At 63.4% G+C, this 16937-nt stretch carries 13 protein-coding genes, 1 tRNA gene and 1 pseudogene; 11 read left to right on the plus strand and 4 right to left on the minus strand.

Features of this window, described 5'->3' with window-relative positions; genetic code table 11:
* Positions 1-17 precede the first annotated feature (17 nt).
* The gene (locus ACZ1G8_RS08180; RefSeq protein ID WP_472678961.1) at positions 18-188 is read right to left on the minus strand and encodes a hypothetical protein; all 171 of its coding nucleotides are present in this window, start codon (positions 186-188) and stop codon (positions 18-20) included.
* A 90-nt stretch (positions 189-278) separates the two neighbouring features.
* Between ACZ1G8_RS08180 and ACZ1G8_RS08185 the strand changes: the two genes are divergently transcribed.
* From ACZ1G8_RS08185 to ACZ1G8_RS08195, 3 genes are all read left to right on the plus strand, one after another.
* Positions 279-354: transfer RNA gene (locus ACZ1G8_RS08185), tRNA-Lys, on the plus strand.
* 55 nt (positions 355-409) lie between these two features.
* On the plus strand, positions 410-985 hold the full coding sequence (locus ACZ1G8_RS08190; protein ID WP_472678962.1) for a TIGR04282 family arsenosugar biosynthesis glycosyltransferase: 576 nt from the start codon (positions 410-412) through the stop codon (positions 983-985).
* Positions 982-1704 (plus strand): glycosyltransferase, encoded by a 723-nt coding sequence (locus ACZ1G8_RS08195; RefSeq protein WP_472678963.1) that lies wholly within the window; start codon positions 982-984, stop codon positions 1702-1704. The genes ACZ1G8_RS08190 and ACZ1G8_RS08195 overlap by 4 nt, the downstream gene beginning before the upstream one ends.
* Here the strand turns inward: ACZ1G8_RS08195 and ACZ1G8_RS08200 are convergent.
* Positions 1701-2726, minus strand: coding sequence for an SDR family oxidoreductase (locus tag ACZ1G8_RS08200; protein ID WP_472678964.1), 1026 nt, complete (start codon positions 2724-2726; stop codon positions 1701-1703). The genes ACZ1G8_RS08195 and ACZ1G8_RS08200 overlap by 4 nt on opposite strands.
* Positions 2727-2835: 109 nt before the next feature.
* Here ACZ1G8_RS08200 and ACZ1G8_RS08205 point away from each other — a divergent pair, with 109 nt between their 5' ends.
* The 3 genes from ACZ1G8_RS08205 to ACZ1G8_RS08215 are packed head-to-tail and all read left to right on the plus strand — an operon-like array spanning position 2836 to position 5785.
* The gene (locus tag ACZ1G8_RS08205; protein ID WP_472678965.1) at positions 2836-4251 is read left to right on the plus strand and encodes a dihydrolipoyl dehydrogenase family protein; all 1416 of its coding nucleotides are present in this window, start codon (positions 2836-2838) and stop codon (positions 4249-4251) included.
* Entirely contained in the window at positions 4248-5237 is a 990-nt protein-coding gene (locus ACZ1G8_RS08210; protein ID WP_472678966.1) for a radical SAM protein, read from the plus strand. Before ACZ1G8_RS08205 ends, ACZ1G8_RS08210 begins: the two co-directional genes overlap by 4 nt.
* Positions 5238-5269: 32 nt before the next feature.
* Positions 5270-5785 carry a DUF421 domain-containing protein gene (locus ACZ1G8_RS08215; RefSeq protein ID WP_472678967.1) on the plus strand — a complete coding sequence of 172 codons (516 nt, stop codon included), beginning with the start codon at positions 5270-5272 and terminating at the stop codon, positions 5783-5785.
* Here ACZ1G8_RS08215 and ACZ1G8_RS08220 read toward each other — a convergent pair.
* Positions 5782-6471 carry a queuosine precursor transporter gene (locus tag ACZ1G8_RS08220; RefSeq protein ID WP_472678968.1) on the minus strand — a complete coding sequence of 230 codons (690 nt, stop codon included), beginning with the start codon at positions 6469-6471 and terminating at the stop codon, positions 5782-5784. The two genes, ACZ1G8_RS08215 and ACZ1G8_RS08220, sit on opposite strands and share 4 nt — an antisense overlap.
* A 135-nt stretch (positions 6472-6606) precedes the next feature.
* Here ACZ1G8_RS08220 and ACZ1G8_RS08225 point away from each other — a divergent pair, with 135 nt between their 5' ends.
* The 3 genes from ACZ1G8_RS08225 (at position 6607) to ACZ1G8_RS08235 (ending at position 12568) form a co-directional block, all read left to right on the plus strand.
* Positions 6607-7950 carry a NupC/NupG family nucleoside CNT transporter gene (locus tag ACZ1G8_RS08225; protein ID WP_472678969.1) on the plus strand — a complete coding sequence of 448 codons (1344 nt, stop codon included), beginning with the start codon at positions 6607-6609 and terminating at the stop codon, positions 7948-7950.
* Between the two features lie 13 nt (positions 7951-7963).
* Positions 7964-8905 (plus strand): isopenicillin N synthase family dioxygenase, encoded by a 942-nt coding sequence (locus tag ACZ1G8_RS08230; RefSeq protein WP_472678970.1) that lies wholly within the window; start codon positions 7964-7966, stop codon positions 8903-8905.
* 255 nt (positions 8906-9160) lie between these two features.
* Positions 9161-12568, plus strand: coding sequence for a TonB-dependent receptor (locus ACZ1G8_RS08235; protein ID WP_472678971.1), 3408 nt, complete (start codon positions 9161-9163; stop codon positions 12566-12568).
* Between the two features lie 77 nt (positions 12569-12645).
* Here ACZ1G8_RS08235 and ACZ1G8_RS08240 read toward each other — a convergent pair whose 3' ends face one another.
* Positions 12646-15435: an ATP-binding protein gene (locus ACZ1G8_RS08240; RefSeq protein WP_472678972.1), complete on the minus strand. Its 2790-nt coding sequence runs from the start codon at positions 15433-15435 to the stop codon at positions 12646-12648.
* Positions 15436-15516: 81 nt separating this feature from the next.
* On the opposite strand from ACZ1G8_RS08240, the gene ACZ1G8_RS08245 reads away from it, so the two are divergent.
* Both ACZ1G8_RS08245 and ACZ1G8_RS08250 read left to right on the plus strand, forming a co-directional pair.
* On the plus strand, positions 15517-16242 hold the full coding sequence (locus ACZ1G8_RS08245; RefSeq protein WP_472678973.1) for an energy transducer TonB: 726 nt from the start codon (positions 15517-15519) through the stop codon (positions 16240-16242).
* 54 nt (positions 16243-16296) lie between these two features.
* Positions 16297-16908, plus strand: a pseudogene (locus ACZ1G8_RS08250) (mannose-1-phosphate guanylyltransferase); the annotation flags it as partial.
* Positions 16909-16937 lie beyond the last annotated feature (29 nt).

A 16937-nucleotide genomic window follows, 5' to 3' on the forward strand; every position in this document is an offset into this window, starting at 1 on the left:
TCCGGACAGCCGCAGGATTAGCGCGCGCCATGCGTGCAAGGGGGAGGCGTCCAGCGGGCGAGGAGCAGCCAGCTCGTCATCCAGATCACCCGCCCGAGACGGTTGGCAAGCGAGAAACTTGGTCCGCCGGACCGGCTGGCGGCCTTCTTCGCGTCCAGCGGAGCGTCTCGGGAAGCGGTTTTCGTCATCCTTTTCGCCCTAATTGGGGGTTGCCGCGAATGGCAAGCCAAAGCGTGCTTGACCACCTCGACAACCGTAACTAGGTGGGCGCCGTGGTCGGGCCGTTAGCTCAGTTGGTAGAGCAACTGACTTTTAATCAGTAGGTCGCTGGTTCGAACCCAGCACGGCTCACCACCTTTTTCTCCATTTCCGCCTTCCAACCTGCATTCGCAGCGCTATCGTGGCGGGAATGGTTTCTCCCAAGCTTTCGATTTTCGCGCGCCTGCCCGTGCCGGGGCAGGTGAAGACGCGGCTCGTTCCTGCCGTGGGTGAGGAAGGCGCAGCGCGGATCTATGCGCGGCTGCTGGCGCATACTGTTGAAGTCGCGAGGGAAAGCGGGCTCGACTTCGAACTGCGCGTGACCGGGGGCGAGGTGGAGGCATTCCATTCGCTGTTCGGAAGCAATGTCGCCGTGGTCGACCAGGGTGGCGGCGATCTCGGCGCGAAGATGGCGCGGGTCGAGGCACCCGCACTGCTTATCGGCAGCGATTGTCCGGGCATATCCGTGCCGCTGCTGCAGGCTGCTGCGGGCGCGCTGAATGACCGCCGAGTCGTGCTCGGCCCCGCCAATGACGGCGGCTATTACCTGATCGGCTATACCGAGCCGGTGCTCTTCCTGTTCGAGGACATGGAGTGGAGCACGCCCAAGGTGCTGCCCGAAACGCTCACCCGGCTCGCTGCGCGCGGATACGGCCCGGCGATCCTGCCCGAACTGGCCGATATCGATACCGGCGAAGACCTTGCCGCCTGGCCCGAATTCGAATGAGCGTGACGCTCCTCGTTCCGACGCTCGAGGAGGCTAAAGCGCTGCCCGAGCTGGTCGCGCTCTTCGAGAGACTCGATCCGAAGCCGGCCGAGATCATGCTCGTCGACGGGGGTAGCACCGACCGGACCTGCGAGATCGCGCTCGAAGCCGGATGGCGAGTGATCGAGAGCGAAAAGGGAAGGGCCCTCCAGATCAACAAGGGGGTCGAAGCGGCGCGCGGCGAGATCGTGTGCGTCGTCCATGCCGATACGCATCCACCGTCCGACATGGTGCAAGTCATCGAGGAAACGCTTGCCGAAAAGCGCATCGCGCTGGCGAGTTTCACGCCCGTCATTGGCGGCCCCGAGAAGACGCGCTGGGGCACCACGATCCATAACTGGGCGAAGACATGGTATGCTCCGCTGATCACCCGACCGCACCTTTTCGTGCGCGGCGTTCGCCTGCTTTTCGGTGACCATGCGATGTTTTTTCGCCGCGGGGATTTCATCGCCGTGGGCGGCTGCACGCCGGGCGACCAGGTGATGGAAGAAGCGGACCTGTGCGTGAAGCTGGCGCAGCGCGGACGCGTGAAGATGGTGCCGCGTCGGGTCTATACCTCCGATCGCCGGATCGCCGAATGGGGCGCGCTCAAGGCCAACTGGATCTATTTCAAGGTCGGCATGCTCTGGGCCTTCGGCCTGCGCGGCCGCATGGCGCAGCACTATCCCGACGTGCGCTAGGCTGCCGCGTCGTTTCCCATGAGGAATCCGTCCTCGATGCAATAGTCGATCAGGCGCTCGATGAAGGGTTCGCCGGTTGCCGGACATGATGCTCCGGCAAACGCCCGGAACTGCTTGTCATCGAACTCGGGATCCCGCTGGAAGTAGCTGGCGTAAAGACCGGCAACCCGCTTGAAGAGCCGCCTCTCGAGCGCAGGCAGCATCGAGGCGTCGAATTTCTCCGGAGCGACAAGTTCGGGCTCGTGGAACTGCGGGTAGGCGCCGATCACGCCGGTAAAACGCTCCACGGGCAGCGGCTGGCCCGAGACGAGGTGGAACGTGCCGCCCTCCGCGCGATCCATGTCGCCGGCGATGGCCAAGATGCCGCGCGCGACATGGTCGAGCGGGACGAAATCGAGCGTTGCCCCGGCGCGGGCGGGCATGTGGCGCACGCGTCCCTCGGCGATCAGCTTGAATGCCGCATAAGTCGTGTCGAACTGGCGGATGCGGCCGCTTTCGTGCTCGCCCACCACGATCGAGGGGCGCGCGATGGCCCAGCGGACACGGCTGGAGCGCACCAGGCGTTCGCCCGCCGCTTTGCTCGCCTCGTAGCCATTGGCGAAGCTGCCTGAGGGCAATGGATCGCTTTCGAGGATGGTGCCATCTCGCGTCCCGCAGACATAGGCGGTCGAGACATGAAGGAAGACCATCGAACCCGCTTCCGCGAGCGCGAGGGCATTCGCGACGCCGTCGACATTGACCGAAGTGTAGTCCGCTTCCTGGAGATCGAAGCGCACCGTCGCCGCGCAGTGGACTATGAGGTCGTGACCGTCGGCCACCGATGCGAATGTCGCTTCGTCCCAGCCCAGTTTCTCGCGCGATACGTCACCCCTGATCGCAGTGACATCGACGAGGCTGCCGTCGTTCGCCCGCACTTCGGGATTGTTGTGGACGAGCGCTGTAACGCGGTGGCCCGCATCTGCCAGTCGCCTGCAGACTTCGCCGCCCAGCAGGCCGGCGGCTCCGGTGACGAGAATATTCACGAGACTTGCGCGGAGCCCATGTAACCTGATGCTTCCCGTCGGCGAAAGGAGGAGTGCGAATTGCACTGGGGCTTTCGCATCTCTCGCAAATTCGGTTACGGAGCAAGCGATGAAATTCACGCATGACGTTATTGTGATCGGTGGCGGCGCCGCAGGTCTCACCGCAGCCGGAGGGTGCGCGCTGTTCGGGCTCGACGTCGCTCTGATTGAAGCGCGCAAGATGGGCGGGGAATGCCTCAATGATGGCTGCGTGCCGTCGAAAGCCCTGATCGCCGCGGCGAAACGCGCCGCCGAAGCGAACGAGCGGGAGCGCTACGGCATCACGCTTCAGCCGCCGAAGGTCGAGTGGACCGGCGTTCACAAGCACATCCACGATGCCATCGCCGCCATCGCCCCGCACGATAGCGAGGAGCGTTTCGAGGAAATGGGCTGCGAGGTCATCCGCGACTGGGCGAGGGTCACCGGCCCGCAGACCGTCGAAGTCGGCGGGCGCACCCTGCGCGCACCGCGTATCGTCATCGCGACCGGCTCCAAGCCCGCCGTGCCGCCGATCGAAGGCATCGACGAGACGCCCTATCTCACCAACGAGAACATCTTCGATCTCGATGCGCTGCCCGATCACCTCGTGATTGTCGGTGGCGGCGTGATTGGCATGGAGATGGCGCAGAGTTTCCGCCGCCTCGGCAGCGCCGTGACCGTGGTCGAACCGGGCGAGCTGATGGGGCGCGACGATCCCGACAGCGTGGCCGTGGTCCGCGAGACCATGGAGGGCGAGGGCGTCCGCTTCGTCAAGGGCCTCGCGAAGAAAGTCGAGGGCAGCGAGGGCGCGATCCGTCTCCACACGGAAGACGAAACCGTCGAGGGTTCGCACCTCCTTATCGCGGTGGGCCGCACGCCGCGCTGCGAGGGCTTCGGTCTGGAAGACATCGGCGTCGAGATGGATCGCGGCGGCATCAAGGTCGATGACCGCAGGCGCACCTCGGTGAAGGGCATCTACGCCATCGGCGATTGCCGCAACGGGCCGCGCCTCACCCATGTCTCGGGTTATGAAGGCTCGAATGTCGCGCTCGAAATCACCCTTGGTGTGCCCACCAAGGTCGACTGGTCTGCGCTGCCCTGGTGCACCTACACCGATCCCGAAGTCGCGCAGATCGGCATGACCGAAAAGGAAGCGCGCGAGAAGCATGGCGACAAGATCACGGTCGTGAAGGAGACATTCCACGACAACGAGCGCAGTCTCGCCGAAGGTAACGACAAGGGTCACCTGAAGCTGGTGCTCAAGGGCAAGAAGGTCCTCGGCGCCAGCATCGTCGGAAAGAATGCGGGCGAACTCCTGCTGCCCTTCTCGCAATCGATAACCGGCAAGAGCAGCACCTTCGCGCTCGGTTCGGCGATCATCGCCTATCCCACCCGCAGCGAGATTTCGAAGGCGGCTGCCTTCAGCGCGTGGGAGCCGACCGTCTTCGGATCGATCCCGAAGAAATATGCCGGTTTCGTCGCTTCCATGCGGAGGCGTTTTCCGTGAATGCTACGTGGGCGAAGTCACGCAACGCGCCTGTCGGTCCTTCGCCCTTCGCGGTTGAGGCGGCGCCGCTCCCGCGTGAGAAATTCAGCGATCCGCTGGTGACGGCCAAGGGCGAACAGCGCGCGTCGGTACCGCTCGGGAAGCTCGACACGCTCTGGCTCAACACCGGCACGCTCTGCAATCTCGCCTGCGCGAGCTGCTACATCGAGAGCAGCCCCACGAACGATGCGCTGGTGTACCTCTCGCGGGCGTACGCGACGCGGTATCTCGCCGAGGCGAAGAGCATGGGCACGCGCGAGATCGGGTTCACCGGCGGCGAGCCTTTCATGAACCCCGATATGCTCGGCATGCTCGAGGATACGCTCGACGGCGGCTTCGAAGCGCTCGTGCTCACCAATGCGATGAAGCCGATGCGTCGCCACGAAGCAGCGCTTCTCGCCCTGCGCGAAAAGCACGGTGATCGCCTTACGCTCCGCGTCAGTCTCGATCATCACAGCCGCGAGGTTCACGAAGGCGAACGCGGGCTGCGCAGCTGGGAGCCGGCCATCGAGGGCCTGCGCTGGCTCAGCGAGAACGGCTTCTCGATTGCCGTTGCCGGGCGGCTGCTGCCCGAAGAAGGCGAACCGGCTGCACGTGAAAGCTACGCTGCCTTGTTCGAGCGCGAAGGCATCGCGATCGACGCACACGACCCCGCACGCCTCGTCCTCTTTCCCGAAATGGACGAGGACAAGGACATCGCAGAGATCACCACCGAATGCTGGGGCATCCTCGGCAAGGCGCCAACGGACATCATGTGCGCATCGAGCCGCATGGTTGTGCACCGCAAGGGCGAGGCAAGTCCGCGCGTCGTCGCCTGCACGCTCATTCCCTATGAGGCCGGTTTCGATCTCGGTGAAACGCTGGCCGAGGCAAGCGGAGACGTCCCGCTCAACCACCCCCACTGTGCGCGCTTCTGCGTTCTGGGTGGGGCGAGCTGCTCGGCCTAGGAGCCAATCGCGCAAGTGCCCGTTGAGAGGGCATGTTCTTCGAAAACACACTTGCCGATCTTGCCGCGCGAGGCTTCGTGCTGTCCGCGATCGGCCTCGCCTGGGTCATGTTGCTGATCCGCGTCGTCGGGTTGCGCTCGCTTTCCAAGATGACGAATTTCGACTTCGTCATGACAGTGGCGCTCGGGTCGGTACTCGCGGCCGCGGTCACCGCCGACAAGTGGACGGTCTTCGGACAATGCCTGTTCGCGATGGCCGGACTGTTTCTCGTCCAGTGGCTGGTGGCGAGGGCGCGCAAGGACTCCGACGCCTTCGAGGATGCGATCCAGAACGAGCCCGTCTTCCTGATGCGCGATGGCGAATTCTGCGAGGATGCGCTCAAGTCTTCCCGCGTCGCGCGCAGCGATGTCATCGCCAAGCTGCGCGAGGCGAACGTGCTCTCGCTATCCGAAGTTCGCGCGGTTGTGCTCGAGACGACCGGCGACGTCTCGGTGCTCCATGGTGACAGGCTCGATGACGATCTCGTGGAGAATGTGCGCGCCGACTAGGCCGGGCGACTGTCCAGCCATTTGGCCAGCGCGACACCGCCGGTGATGAGGAACGGCACCAGCACGATGCTGAGCACGACCTTTGCGATCACCTGACCGATCAGCAGGTCGGTAATGTCGAACTCGCCGTAGAAGGCGAGCGTCACGAAGATCACCGAATCGATTGCCTGGCTCAGCGCCGAGGCGATCGCGCCGCGCGCCATCAGGCCGAAGGTGTTCGCTTCGCCTGTCCCGCGCAGTCTCGAGAAAATCCAGACATTGAGCAGCAGCGAGACGATGTAGGCGGCTGGCCCTGCGGCCATGATCCGCGGCGTCTGTGCAAGCACCGTGTTGAATGCGTCGAGATCGGCGCTGCGGTATTCGAGCATCTCGGGCGATGCGGGCAGGGATAGGACGAGGAAGATCAGTCCCGCCGAAACTGCAAGCGGTAGGAAGCCCCACCAGACAAGCCGCCGGGCGAGCTTCTCTCCGTAAAGCTGTGCGATCGTACTTGAAATCACCACCAGGCCGAGAAAGGCGAAGATGCCCGATTCGACCGCGAGATTGGTCGGCCACAGCTGCACCTGCTTGAACGCAAGCACGCCTGCGACGACCGTCAACCCGCCATAAAGAACGAGGAATACGAACAGGCCGAGCGGCATGGCTGCGGCATTCACGCGGGTTTCGTTGGCCGGTTGGTCGGTCATGTTGGCGGTGCGCGCCCCTTATCGTCTGGTGATAGCCGAAGCTGGAATCGGGCGCGAAAATTGACTAAGCGGGCCCGCCGCGCAAGACAGCGGCTGATTTCATCCGCAACTAGTCGCGTAGCCAGAGGGGTCGGCATGCCGCCAGTGGTCATCAATATTCTCGGTATCATCGCCATTCTGGCGATCGCTTTCCTCCTGTCGACGGGCAAGAAACGCATAAAGCTGCGCGTCGTGGGCGCGGCCTTCGCTTTGCAGGCGGCGATGGCGCTGCTGGTGCTGCGTACGCCCTGGGGTGTCCAGCTGATCGAGGGCATGTCGAACGGCGTGATCGCCCTGCTCGACTTCTCCAAGGTCGGGATCGAGGCTGTGTTCGGCCCGATGGGCTCCAACCCCTTCACCAACACCTTCGTGATCGCGGCGCTGCCGGTCATCGTCTTCTTCGCGGCGATCGTCTCGATCCTCTACCACTGGGGCATCATGCAGCGCCTTGTGCGCTGGGTCGGCGGCGCAATCGGCTGGATCACGGGCATCAGCAAAGTCGAGGCGCTGGGCAGCGCGGCCAACATCTTCGTCGGCCAGTCGGAAAGCCCGCTGGTGGTCCGCCCCTATCTTGCGGCTCTCACGCCAAGCCGCCTGTTCACGCTCATGAGCGTCGGCATGGCCGGCGTCGCGGGCACAATCCTCGCGGCCTATGCCAGTTTCATCGGTTCCGAGGCCGTGCCTTTCTTGCTTGCGGCTGCCTTCATGTCGGCGCCCGGCGGCATCCTGATGGCGAAGATCATCATGCCCGACGACGAGAGCGATCTCGCGCGCGACGCGGCCGAGCTTGCCGGCACCGAAGGCGAGATCAAGCTGCCCGACGCGCGTATCAGCGCAGAAGGCCCGGCAGCCCTCACCGAAAGCGGCAAACCGCACGAGGTCGAAGTCGCCGAGACATTCGAGGAGGGCCACAAGCCCGCCAACGTCATCGAAGCCGCGGCACAGGGTACCCAGACCGGCGTGAAGCTGGCCGTGGCAGTGGGTGCGATGGTCATGGTCTTCGTCGCGCTCGTAGCGCTCGCCAATGGCGTGCTGGGCGGGATCGGCGGACTGATCGGCTATCCCGACGTCACCTTCCAGCAGCTGCTCGGCTATGTCTTCGCGCCCGTCATGTACATGATCGGCATCTCCGACTGGAGCCAGGCGCAATTCGCCGGCGGCCTGTTCGGCACCAAGATCGTCTTGAACGAATTCGTCGCCTTCATCGAACTGGGCGCGATGGAAGCGGGTACCCTGACCGATCGCAGCCGTGCCATCGTCACTTTCGCACTGTGCGGCTTTGCCAATTTCAGCTCGATCGCAATCCAGATGGCCGTCACCGGCGGCCTTGCGCCAAATCAAAGACCGGTGATTGCAAAGCTGGGTATTCGCGCGCTCGCCGCCGGCAGCCTCGCCAATCTGATGAGCGCAGCGCTGGCGGGGATCTTCCTCCCGTATTAAAGGGCGCACCATTATGACCGAATCGAACACCGACATTGCGGTTGTGTCGCTGGCACAGCCGCTCGAGAGCATTGCCGACGAGATCGGCCGCAGCTTCCAGGAATATGGCTTTGCCGTGATCCGCGACCACGGCATCCCGCAGGAGCTGATCGATCGCGCCGAAGAGCTGTCGAAGGAATTCTTCGCGTTGCCCGAAGACGTGAAGAAGGCCTATCACATTCCCGGCGGCGGCGGCGCGCGTGGTTACACGCCGTTCGGCACCGAAAAGGCCAAGGACGCCAATGTCCACGACCTCAAGGAATTCTGGCATGTCGGCCGCGAACTTCCCGCGGGCCACCCGCTAGCCGAATTCATGGCGGACAATGTCTGGCCCGATGAAGTCGACGGTTTCCGCAAGACCTTCAGCGAGCTCTACTCCGCGTTCGAAACGGCCGGCGGCAAGGTGCTCGAGGCGATCGCCATCCACCTCGGACTGCCGCGCGAATTTTTCGCAGCCACTGTCGAGGACGGCAATTCGGTTATGCGCCTGCTGCGCTATCCGCCGCTCGAGGGCGAACAGGCCGAAGGTGCCATTCGCGCTGCCGCGCATGGTGACATCAACACGATCACGCTGCTGCTCGGCGCCGAAGAGGCGGGCCTCGAACTGCTGACCAAGCAGGACCAGTGGAAGGCCGTCGACGTTCCGGAGGGTGCGCTGGTGATCAACGTAGGCGACATGCTCGACCGGCTAACCAACGGCAAGCTGCGTTCGACCACTCACCGCGTCGTCAATCCGCGCGGCGAAGCTGCATATCGGGCACGCTATTCGATGCCCTTTTTCCTGCACTTCCGCCCGGATTATGTGATCGAGACTCTGCCCTCGTGTATCGACCCGGAGCATCCGACCGATCATCCCGAGCCGATCTCGAGCCACGAGTTCCTGCTGCAGCGCCTGCGTGAAATCAATCTCGCCTGAGGCACAGCCCGTCGCGCACGAGTTTCGTTAGAAAACGAATCTTTTTGGTACCTGTGTGGTTTTTGCAACAGCGGTAAATGGCTGAAAAAAAGCGTTTTTTCACCAATTCGTGACTCGCCCTCCACAGGGGTGGGTGCGTTGTCTTGACTCTGTCACAAAAGGATAGCTTTGGCGAAACATCGCCAGCCTAGCGGGGCTGCGCATCGTTAAGTGCATCCGATTTTTTTATCCGACAAGACGAAGGGGTCTTCTCCGATGAAGTTCAAGTATCTCTTGGCCGCAAGTGCGGTCAGCCTTTCCGCAACGGCCGCCATGGTCGCTGCACCTGCTGCAGCGCAGCAGATCACCTCGGGCATCGAAGGCCAGGTCGTCAGCGACAGCGGCACTGCGATCCAGGGCGCGACGGTCACCGTCACCGACACGCGTACCGGCCAGAGCAGCGTCCTCACCTCGGGCCCGGACGGCACGTTCCGCGTCGGCTCGCTGGTTCCGGGCGGTCCCTACACGGTCACCGCACAGGCGGACGGCTTCGAAGGCCAGACCGTCGAAGGCCAGTTCATCACCGTTTCGGGTAACACCAGCTTCACCTTCGAACTGACGCAGAGCGCGGCAGAGAACGTGATCGTCGTCACCGGCGCACGTGCCAACGTCCAGCAGCTCGCTGTCGGTCCGGGCACTGCATTCGGCGAAGCGACCCTCGAAGCGTTCCCGAGCCTTTCGCGCGACGTTCGCGACATCATCCGCCTCGACCCGCGTGTCAGCCTCGAGCGCGCCGACGAAGTCGACCGTATCTCGTGCCTCGGCGGTAACGACCGTTCGAATACCTTCACCGTCGACGGCATCGTCCAGGCCGACGTCTTTGGCCTCAACGGCACGCCGTTCGCAGCGCGTAACTCGCTGCCACTTCCGTTCGACGTGGTTCGCGAGACCTCGGTCGAATTCGCGCCGTTCGACGTCGAATATTCGGACTTCACGGGCTGTCTCGTGAACGTCGTCACCAAGTCGGGCCAGAACGAATTCCATGGCTCGGCATTCTACACCTATTACGACGACAGCATGCTGGCCGACACGATCATCCGTCCGGATGGCGAGGAAGTGCCTCTTTCGTCGGGTAGCGAAGAGCGTTGGGGTGTCACCCTCGGCGGCCCGATCATCAAGGATCGCCTCTTCTTCTACGCAGGCTACGAAGAAACCGACCTCGGCGACGCGAATGACGAAGGTCCGCTCGGCGGCGGCTTCGCCAACCCCGAATTCGGTGTCACGCAGGCACAGTTCGATCGCTTCTCGCAGATCGCACGCGATGTCTACGGTCAGGACCCGGGCGGCTACCCGCGTACGCTTGACGAAACCAGCGTCCGCTACTTCGGCCGTATCGACGCCTACATCAATGACGATCACCGTCTCGAAGCGACCTACCAGCGCCTTGAGGAATCGAACGTCGAGCCCGACTTCGGCGGCGGCAACATCACCGGCCTGAACTCGTTCGAAGACGAAGGCACGATCTCGGACTATTACTCGGTCCGTCTCTACTCGGACTGGAGCGACAAGGTTTCGACCGAGCTGCGCCTCAGCCGCGCAGAAGTGGGCGACAAGCAGGGTCCGGTCGGCTTCGGTGAAGCACAGTCGGACAACCCGACGGTGCGTCTCGCAGTCGGTACGCAGGTTCCCGACGCAAACGATCCGGGCGAATTCAACTACGGCGTGCTGAGCACCGGCCCGGGCATCTTCCGCTCGGCAAACCAGCTCGACACGAAGATCGACCAAGCGAAATTCCAGATCAACATCGATGCTGGCGACCACCTGTTCAAGATCGGTGCCGAAGCGAACTCGCTGGAAGTGTTCAACCTGTTCGCCATCAACGCGACCGGTACGCTGTACTTCGCCAATCTCGACGATTTCGAAAACGGTGTCCTGAGCCAGGGCTTCGAGTTCTTCCCGAACGCATTCGAAATCGCCACCGGCCAGGCATATGGCGCTGACATCAACGCCACTCCGACCGGCGACATCAACGAAGCCGCTGCGCGCTTCAACCGCAACATCTACTCGTTCTACGCACAGGACGAGTGGCAGGCGACCGACCAGCTGAGCGTTACTGCCGGCCTCCGCGTCCAGATCTATGACGGCGACGCACCGCGCACGAACCCGGCGTTCTTCGATCGCTTCGGTTTCACCAATGCCAACTCGTTCGGCAAGCTGGACCCGGTCCTGCTGCCGCGCCTGAGCGCCACCTACGAACTCGACAATGACGGGTTCTTCTCGAACTCGCGCATCACCGGCGGTGTCGGCGTGTTCTCGGGCGGTGACCCGGTCGTGTACTTCTCGAACGCGTTCTCGAACAACGGCTTCTCGACCGCGCTGGGTACCTCGGTGTTCTGCTCGACCACGCCGACCAACGTTCTGGACGCACAGGGCAACTTCACCGGCTTCCCGCAGTGTGTCACCGACTCCGGTTCGGCAACTGCTGCTCGCGGCGGTGGTGACGTCCAGTCGACCGATCCGGACTTCGACGTTCCGACCGTCGTTCGTGCGAACCTCGGCTTCGCAAGCGACATCGGCACCGACACCGGCTTCTTCAGCGGCTGGCGCCTGAACCTCGATTACATCTACTCGCGGTTCAACGACACGCTGAACTTCGTCGATCTGGTGCAGGCTCCGAACCCCGATGAAGGCCTCAACGGCTTCACCATCGACGGACGCCCGATCTACGACGCGCTCGATATCAACCGTACGGGTTGTAACGCGACGCTCGTCGGCACGGGTGGCACGCCGCCGGTCTACGAAAACCTGACCGGTGACTGCTTCGGTACGCGCTTGGATGACTTCATCCAGCTGACCAACGGTCCGAGCTACGAAAGCCACATCGCCTCGATGCTGCTTTCGAAGCGCTTCGACGGTGGCATCATCACCGACGGTGGTAGCGTCAACGTCCGCTTCGGCTACGCCTTCACGGACTCGAGCAACAACCGTGACGTCGCTTCGTCGACCGCGACTTCGTCGTTCGACCGTACTGCAGCCTTCGATCGCCAGAACCCGGCTGTTTCGACCTCGAACTTCGAAACTCGCCACAACATCACGGCAGCAATCAGCTTCCGTGAAGAGTTCTTCGGCGATTATGCAACGCGTCTCGGCCTGTTCTTCCGCGCCCGTTCGGGCCGTCCGTACAGCCTCGTGTTCGACGGCGGCAGCGTCTTCAACGACAGCGCTTCGGGTTCGGACAACGCACTGCTCTACGTCCCGTCGGGCGTGAACGATCCGTTCCTCTCGCCGCAGTCGGATCCGGCCGCGGTCCAGGAACTGATCGACTACGTCAACGCGTCGGGCTGCGAGTTCACGCCTGGTGCTAGCATCGAGCGTAACACCTGCCGCAACCCTTGGTCGTACGATCTCGACATGCGCATCAGCCAGGAACTGCCGTTCTTCGGCCAGCTGACCGGCCTGGTGAACGACCGCCTCGAAATCTTCGCCGATTTCGACAACGTCCTGAACATGATCGACGCAGAAGCGAACCGCGTGATCTTCAACTTCGACATCCCGACTTCGTTCGCGGATTACGACGATGAAGGCCGCTACATCATCGACAACTTCAACCCCGATGATGACCAGTCGATCTCGATCTCGGGTTCGGCCTGGAAGATCCAGGTTGGCGCTCGCTACGAGTTCTGATCCCTCGATCAAACCAAACAAGAAAGGGCGGCCCCGCGGGGTCGCCCTTTTTCTTTTGGGTTTGCCTGACAGGGCGGTCAGGCGGCGTCGAGCAGTTCCTCTGCGAGCTGCCTGCGGACGTCCGGCTCAACCCCCGAGCGCAGCGCGCGTTCAAGCGCGGCGGCTTTCTTGCCAAGACCGGGTTCGCCGAACATGGCGGCCGTGCCGGCCAGCTTGTGCACCGTGCGTGCCAGCTCCTCGGTCCGCGCGCCTTCCAAGTCGTCCTCTCCCAGCGCCTCGCTCACCGCCTGGATCGCCTCTTCACGCCGCTCGTTCCAGCGGGCCAGCATCTCCGGAGACTTGGGCGGGGCCGTTCGAGGGCTTGGAGGAGGCGCGCTTTCGTCGACAATGCGAACCGGCATCCATCGGGCGAGAGCCTTTGCCAGATCCTCGAAGACCAGCGGCTTTGCGAGATGCGCCTGCATCCCGGCCTCCTGCGCGGCTGCGACATCTTCGGGAAAGGCATTGGCCGTGAGCGCGATGATCGGCAGGTCCTCGGATCTCTTCCCGGCATCACGGATCATCCGCGTCGCTGAATAGCCGTCGCAGCCGGGCATCTGGATATCCATCAGGACGAGGTCGAAGCCGCCGTCCTGTTCGCTTGCCGAGAGCACCGCCTCGACCGCTTCCAGGCCGTCCTGCGCGACAACGACTTCCTGCCCGAGCTCATCGAGCATGGCGGTCGCCAGCATGCGGTTCACATCGTGGTCCTCAGCCAGCAGGACGCGGCCACGATTGGGCCGTTCGACATCGGTCGCCCGGCGCCCAGCGCCTGCAGCTTCTCCCGCCATGCTCCCAGCGGCCTGCTTCGGAATGCGAAGGGTGAAGCGCGAACCAAGTCCGGGCATCGAGTCGGCCGAAAGCGATCCGCCAAGCAATTCGGCGAGCTGGCGCGAGATGCTGAGGCCGAGCCCTGTGCCCCCGAAGCGGCGCGTCGTGCTCGCCTCTTCCTGAACGAATGGCGCGAAGATTTCCTCGAGCCGTCTTGGAGCGATCCCGATCCCGCTGTCCTCGACGACGAACACCAGCGTCTCACCCTCGCTTTCGACCGACAGCGAGACCGTTCCGCTTTCCGTGAACTTTACCGCATTACTCAGGAGGTTCAGCAGGATCTGCCTGAGACGCAGCGGATCGCTGCTGACAAACTGCGGCAGGTTTGGCTCGGCAGCTGTGACAAGCGAAATTCCTTTCCGCTCGGCGCCTTCGTGATGGAGGTGAGCGCAGTCGGCGATGAGTTGTTCGATGTCGACTCGCTCGTAACTCAGTACCAGCTTTCCCGATTCGATCTTCGAGATGTCGAGAATGTCGTTCAGGAGCATCATCATCGAGCGGCCCGAACGTACGATCAGCTGCGCATAGCGGTTTGCGTCTTCGTCCAGGTCCATTCGCGAAAGCAGGTCGGCAAACCCGAGCACGCCGTTCATTGGTGTGCGGATTTCATGGCTCATGTTGGCGAGGAATTCCGCCTTGGCCCGCGCAGCGTTCTCGGCATGGCGGGTTGCGCGCTTGAGGCGGCGTTCAAGCTCGACGCGGGTGGTGACATCGCGCGCCGACACTATGATACCCTCGCGCTCGCCCGTCTCGAAATTGAACGCAACTGCGCAATCGGCTTCGATATGGACCGCGCTACCGTCCTCCGCATCGAGATAGCGCCGGTAAGTGAAGCGCTCCTTGTCCTTCTTGCCGGTCAGCAGGGCTTCCTGAACGTCATGGATCGCTCGTGTGGCTTCCGGATGAACCCGATCGCCGGCACCCTTGCCAATGAATTCGCCCGGGGGGAGGCCGAGCACGGTTTCCACCGAAGGCGAGGCGTAAGTGCACTTTCCATCCAAGTCGAAACGCAGGATGGCGTCGGTGATGTTGTCGGCGAGCAGGGCGAGCTGCTGCCTGCCGGCGTCGAGCTCCATCCGCGCCCGGTCGCGTGTGGCGAGCACTGCAGCGATGGGAAGGCCGACCACCATGGCCGAGGCAAGAAAAGTCTCGAGCACCAGCAATTGCATGGCCATCGGCACGGGGAGAAGGTTGATCGGCCCCTTGCCCAATTGCGTGAAGATCAGCGCGATCACCGCGACCTTGAGCGTGGAAAACGCAGTACCCAATGCACCAAGGCGGAAGGCGTGCGCCACCACGATGGGCGGTACGAGGAAGAGCAGCGGGTATTGGGTTTGGTTGAAGACGACAAGGGTCAGGGTCGTTCCGCAACCGGTCAGAACCAGCCATTCGAAAGCCTCGCGCCCAGTCGGCAATCGCGGTTTCCTCAAGGCATCGTGGAGGACGAGGGCGCTGGGTGCCAGGATCAGCATGGCGAGCGCATCGGAACCCGCCCAGCGGATGACGGCGGCCAGCGACAGGCCGTCGGATGCAATGAGCGCGACCGATGCCACCAGCGCAGAGCATAGCGGCGCGATCAGCCCTGCCGCGACCATGAAGTGCCCGAGGTCATGCGTGTCGGACATGTCCGGCCGCGGTCCGCACCACCGCCGCACCAGCGTGACCGCCAGCAGGATTTCTACCGAATTGGCAAGCGCGAGCGTTCCTGCGGTGACGATGGAATCGCCTGCATAGAGATTCGCCAGCAAGTTGCCTGCGTACATCGCCGCAAGGAACAGCGCCTCCCGTGGCACGCGGAAGCGGAGCAGGAAGGCTACTGCCAATGCGTTTGGCAACCAGACGACGGCAATGCGCCCCTCTCCCCGGGTCAGCGCGATGCTGAGATAGGCGAGTGCGGCGAAAGCGATCAGTCCCGCCAGCGGGAGGAGTATCGCACTTGCACCGGGACCTTTGCTTCTCCGATCGGAGCAGGGGAGTACGGCAGCTGTGGAATCCATGGGCAATCCCCTGTCGCGAAGCGGCGCTGGCGGGAGCAAATTCGGCCGGAACGTCTCGGCGGCTTCTCCCGTTCTTGCTTCATGTCCGAAACGGCCACCCGATTCAGCACGACCAAGAAGCGGCTCAACCCCTGGGTTATTGCTCTTATACTGTTGATTCATTTGGGAATCTTCTACGTATTAATACGTGCTCTTGCGCCCGGCACGGTGGCGAGCGTCGAGCGGACGGTGGTTTCCGCGTTCACGGTGACGGTTTCCGCACCCGAGGAAGAAACCCCCGTGACCGAGCCCGAACCGGACGAGGGCGCGCAGGGCGATCCGGGCGAAGAGGCGGTTCCGCAACCGGTCTCCGCGCCCACTCCGCGGCAACAGGTTCGCGAGGACCGGCCCGTTCCGCGCGCCGCATCGACGGGTGCGGCAACGACTTCGGGTGCGGCGCAATCGGGCGATGGTACCGGCGCTGCAGGCAGCGGCACCGGCACCGGGTCGGGGCGTGGCGGCAGCGGGCAGGGCGGCGTCGCGGCGACCAAGCCCGTCCTCATCCGCTCGATCACCGACAGCAGCGCCTTTCCCATCCCGCCCGGTGGTCGACAGGCCCGGATCGGGGAATCGGTCATCGTGCGTCTGACGGTGAACGCGCAGGGCCGGGTAACGGCGTGTTCGATCTACCAGCCAAGCCCCTTCCCGGAGACCGACGCAGTCGTTTGCCGCCTGTCCTACGAGCAGATCCGCTTCGAACCGGCGCGCGATGCCGCAGGCAATCCAGTGCCCGCGCCGTTCTATTACCGGCAGCGTTTCTTCAACTGACAAGCGCGCAAGCACTGCCTATGGAGGGGCGCAGAAAGCGGCCCGAATAAGGAAATGCAAGTGATCCAGCCTGTCGTCCTGTGCGGAGGAAGCGGCACACGCCTGTGGCCGCTGAGCCGCCCGGACAGGCCCAAACCGTTCTTGCCGCTCCTAGGCGATCGCACGCTCTTTCAGCAGACGTTGGACCGCGTGGCCGACTGCACGCGATTCGCGGACCCAATCGTCGTGGCCGGCAGCGCCCATATGCGGCTGATCGAGGATCAGGCGGGTCCGCATCACCTCATCGTCGAACCGGATGCGAAAAACACGGCGCCGGCGATCGCGCTGGCTGCAAAAAGAGTTCCGCGCGAGAGGGTGTTGCTGGTTTGCCCGAGCGATCATCACATCGGCGACGAAGATGCGTTTCTCGAAGGTGTAGAGGCGGCGAAGAGCCTCGCAGAGCAGGGAATGCTCGTCTGCTTCGGTATCGCTCCCGACCGTGCGGAAACGGGTTACGGCTATATCGCACGCGGCGAGGCGCTGGGGTCGGGGCACGCCGTGTCCCGCTTCGTCGAGAAGCCTGACAGCGAGGCCGCCGAGAGCTATCTCGCGAGTGGCAAGTTCGTCTGGAACGGGGGAATTTTCCTCTTCCGTGCGGGCGAGTACCTCGACGAATTGGCGAAGCATCGTCCCGAGATGGCCAAGCTCGTCGACGA

This window comes from Qipengyuania sp. BR81-2, from assembly GCF_055693895.1.

Excerpts from the sequence above, each read along its gene's own strand:
- ACZ1G8_RS08220 (WP_472678968.1), bottom strand. The coding sequence starts at position 6,471 with ATGACCGACCAACCGGCCAACGAAACCCGCGTGAATGCCGCAGCCATG.
- ACZ1G8_RS08205 (WP_472678965.1), top strand. The coding sequence starts at position 2,836 with ATGAAATTCACGCATGACGTTATTGTGATCGGTGGCGGCGCCGCAGGT.
- ACZ1G8_RS08230 (WP_472678970.1), top strand. The coding sequence starts at position 7,964 with ATGACCGAATCGAACACCGACATTGCGGTTGTGTCGCTGGCACAGCCG.
- ACZ1G8_RS08240 (WP_472678972.1), bottom strand. The coding sequence starts at position 15,435 with ATGGATTCCACAGCTGCCGTACTCCCCTGCTCCGATCGGAGAAGCAAA.
- ACZ1G8_RS08195 (WP_472678963.1), top strand. The coding sequence starts at position 982 with ATGAGCGTGACGCTCCTCGTTCCGACGCTCGAGGAGGCTAAAGCGCTG.
- ACZ1G8_RS08180 (WP_472678961.1), bottom strand. The coding sequence starts at position 188 with ATGACGAAAACCGCTTCCCGAGACGCTCCGCTGGACGCGAAGAAGGCC.
- ACZ1G8_RS08245 (WP_472678973.1), top strand. The coding sequence starts at position 15,517 with ATGTCCGAAACGGCCACCCGATTCAGCACGACCAAGAAGCGGCTCAAC.
- ACZ1G8_RS08190 (WP_472678962.1), top strand. The coding sequence starts at position 410 with ATGGTTTCTCCCAAGCTTTCGATTTTCGCGCGCCTGCCCGTGCCGGGG.
- ACZ1G8_RS08225 (WP_472678969.1), top strand. The coding sequence starts at position 6,607 with ATGCCGCCAGTGGTCATCAATATTCTCGGTATCATCGCCATTCTGGCG.
- ACZ1G8_RS08235 (WP_472678971.1), top strand. The coding sequence starts at position 9,161 with ATGAAGTTCAAGTATCTCTTGGCCGCAAGTGCGGTCAGCCTTTCCGCA.
- ACZ1G8_RS08215 (WP_472678967.1), top strand. The coding sequence starts at position 5,270 with ATGTTCTTCGAAAACACACTTGCCGATCTTGCCGCGCGAGGCTTCGTG.